The sequence below is a fragment of the Dietzia sp. Cai40 genome (assembly GCF_014145165.1).
In the GTDB taxonomy this organism is placed as follows: Bacteria; Actinomycetota; Actinomycetes; order Mycobacteriales; family Mycobacteriaceae; genus Dietzia; species Dietzia natronolimnaea.
Genome location: NZ_JAALEB010000103.1, coordinates 1 through 2,780, shown reverse-complemented (window position 1 = coordinate 2,780; position 2,780 = coordinate 1). Strand labels below are relative to the sequence as shown.

The 2,780-nt window shown below is 73.0% G+C and carries 2 protein-coding genes; both read left to right on the top strand.

The features are described 5' to 3' along the window. Nucleotides 1-1,204 (top strand): hypothetical protein (locus tag G6022_RS04945; RefSeq protein ID WP_182691097.1); only part of this gene is annotated, 1,204 nt, incomplete at its 5' end. 77 nt (nucleotides 1,205-1,281) lie between these two features. Next, the coding region (locus G6022_RS04940) for a DUF6541 family protein (RefSeq protein WP_182691095.1) at nucleotides 1,282-2,780 on the top strand (1,499 nt) is incomplete at its 3' end.

Sequence of the window (2,780 nt, the reverse complement as noted above, 5' to 3'; positions counted from 1 at the left end):
CCTGGTGGGCTGGTGGTGGGTCGGTCGGAGTGGGTCGGTGACCCCGCGTGTCATCTGGAAGCGCACGCGGGTGGCCTGGGCTGCCCAGGGGGCCGTGCTCGTGGTGTGGGCGGCGGTATTCCTCGTCGTCGTCGGTCGTCTCGGTGGCCGGGCGTCGTTCGGTGAGGTCGAGGGCACGCGCCCGGGGTTCCTGGACCTCGTCGACCACACCTACAGACTGGCCGTCATCCCGACAGTGGGAGGAGGCCCGTGGCGGTGGGACCGGTGGCACCCGGGGCCGCCCATGGCGGACCCGCCGGTCTCCGTCGTGCTCCTCGGTGTCCTGGCGTGTGCCGGGGTGCTGGCGTGGTCTCTCGCCACCCGTCGGCGCACCGGGGCGGTCTGGGCTGCGGTCGCGCTGTACCCGCTGCTCTCCGTGGTGCTGGTCGCGGTGGGGCGGGCGGGCCCGGACACCGCGGCGGAGATCGTCCAGACCCTCCGGTACCACCCCGAATTCCCGCTGGTCCTGGGCGCCGCCGCGGCGCTGGCGTTGTCGGCGCCACGACGGGGTACCTCCACGGCCGGGCGCAGGTCGGTGCCGGCGGGCGTGGTGGTGCTCATCGCGCTGCTCGCCTCCTCAGCGGTCTCGACCCTGACCTATCGGACGACGTGGTCCGAACAGCCCTCCCGCGACTACGCCCTCCCCCTGCTCGAGACGCTGCATGATCGGAGCGCCCCGCTGCTCGACCAGGATCTCCCGCTCGAGGTCCTCCTCCCGGTCACCGCACCGTCACACCGGCTCTCGTCGTTGCTCGCGGGTGTTCCCGGGATCCCGCCGGTGACCGGGTGGACCACTGATCCGGTCGTGATCGACGCCCTCGGCACCCTTCATCCGGCCGAGGTCGCGGCGCTCCGGACGATCCCCCAGGGGCCCGAGCCCGGCTGCGGATACCGGGTCTCCGGGGGCGGTGCCCGGATCCCGCTCGACGGCCCCCTGATCGACCGGGACTGGCTCGTCCAGCTCAATCTCTTCGCCGACGCGGACGGCGAGGTGGATGTCCGCCTCGACGAGGGCGCCGAGGTGACGGTGCCGGTGTCGGCGGGTCTGGGAACGGTGTTCGTACGCGTCGAGGGGTCCGGTACCGGGGTCACCTTCACTCCCGAAGGGGGCCTTGGGGAGTTGTGCATCGGCAGCGGACCGGTCGGAGTCCTCGTGCCGCGCTGAGGGCCGCGGGGCGGGTGGCCCATAATGGTCGGATCGGATGAGTACGACAGGGACGGAGGCAGGTCATCGACATCGCGATGGTCATGCTGACCCTCACCGCGCTCCTCGTGGTCCCCGGGCTGATCGTGGGACTGGCCGCACGGCTCCCGCTCCGGTTGGCGGTGGGCACGTCGATCCCCGTGTCCGCGGGGATCGTCACGATCGCCACCTACGCGTACGGCCGGACGGGTGTGCCGTGGTCCCTGGGCGCGTATGCGGTGGCCACGGCGGTCACCGCGGTGATCGTCGGGCTGGTGGGGTTGCTCATCTCCGGGACGCTGTGGATCCGGCGGCGCCGTAGGGGGCGGGTGGGTGACACGCCGCGTGCCCGCCGCTCGTGGTGGTGGCTGCTCCCGGCCGCGTCGATCCCGGTGAGCGCGTGGCTGATCGGGCAGATGATCCTCACCGAGCTCTCGGCCACGCCGGGCGGCACCGCCAACGTCTTCCAGGGCTGGGACGCCCACTGGCACGCCAACTACATCCGGTTCATCCACGACACGGGACTGGCGTCCCCGGACCAGGCGGGCGAGCTCCGGTACCCGGAGAACGGGGCCACCCTCTACTACCCGAGCACCTGGCACGCGATCGCCGCCCTGGTCATGGGGCTGCGCGGCATCGGGGCGGTCGAGACCTACAACCTGGTGCAGATCGGCGCCATGGCGCTGGCGTTCCCGCTCGGTGTGGCCGCACTCGCCTGGCTCATCACCCACCGGCGCTTCTCCCGACCGGCCGCCGCCACCTCGGCCGCGGTCGCGGCCATGGCCACCCCGCTGTTCCCCGGGTTGCCGTTCGTCGAGGTGATGGTGGCAGCGACCCCCTCCGGCGTGGCCAACGGGCTGGCGGGCCTGGTGGCCGCGGTCGTGGTGGCCGCGCTGGCGGACCGACGTCTCGTGCCCGCCGCCGCCCTCGGCCTGGTCGGCGTCGGGGGCATCCACCCGTCAGCCATGGTGACCGCCGCGGTGTTCGTGCTGTTCTGGTGGCTGTTCGAGGGGCTGTGGCGCCCGGTCCGGGGCCGGTTGCGGGACTTCGTCGTCCTGGCCGGGATCGGCCTGGCGGGCGTGCTCACGCTGCTGCCCCAGGTCCTCACCGTCTCCGAGGACGCGGACGAGATCTCGGCCTTCGAGTTCGAGATCAACGCCGACCGGGCGGCCGTCTGGGGCCGGGCCGTGGCGCTACAGGTGCGACACGTGCAGGACTGGGGAGTGCGCTGGGTGCTGCTGGCCCTCGCGGTGGTGGGGGTGATCGTCATGCTCCGCCGCCTCGTGCTGTGGCCGCTCCTGCTCTGGGGCGGGGTGCTGGTGGTGTGCGTCAACTCCATGAGCACGTTCGGTAACTGGACCGGCGGCGCACTGCGCGGGATCGGCAGCATCTACTACAACGACCCGCGCCGGATCGGGGTGCTCCTGGCGGTCCTCGTGGCGGCCGCCGTCGGCGTGGGCGTGGGAGTGGCCGTCCAGGCCCTGGCGGGGTGGTCGGCCCGGTTGATCGACCCGATCACCGACCCGCGCGGGACCGGTGCGGCGGGCCTGCGGGTCGC